This window comes from Gilvimarinus sp. 1_MG-2023 (genome assembly GCF_030548285.1).
This window is the reverse complement of record NZ_JAUOSC010001261.1, coordinates 1-257: the sequence shown is the minus strand read 5'-3', so window position 1 is coordinate 257 and position 257 is coordinate 1. Positions and strand designations below refer to the sequence as shown.

At 57.2% G+C, this 257-nt stretch carries 1 protein-coding gene; it reads right to left on the bottom strand.

The features are described 5' to 3' along the window. Nucleotides 1-246: SDR family NAD(P)-dependent oxidoreductase (locus Q4563_RS20915; RefSeq protein ID WP_303605886.1), on the bottom strand; the 246-nt coding region annotated here is incomplete at its 3' end. Nucleotides 247-257 lie beyond the last annotated feature (11 nt).

The window sequence follows — 257 nt, the reverse complement described above, 5'->3', positions numbered from 1 at the left end:
CAACTGATCCATAAAAGCCCGTACCGGACGGATCACGCCAAACAGTTTTAACCCGGTTTCAGCCATCCAGTCATCGTCGCTGGTGTTATCAAAGCCGGAAACCCGCCCTTGCCCGGCGTTATTGATCAGGCAGTCGGTGTTGCCCAGCTGCGTCTTGACCGCTTCGGCAAACGTGGCAACGTCGTCGGCGTTCAGAACATCGCAAACCCGGGTCATAAACTGGCCATCAGGGAAGGCGGTACGCATCGCGTCTTCCG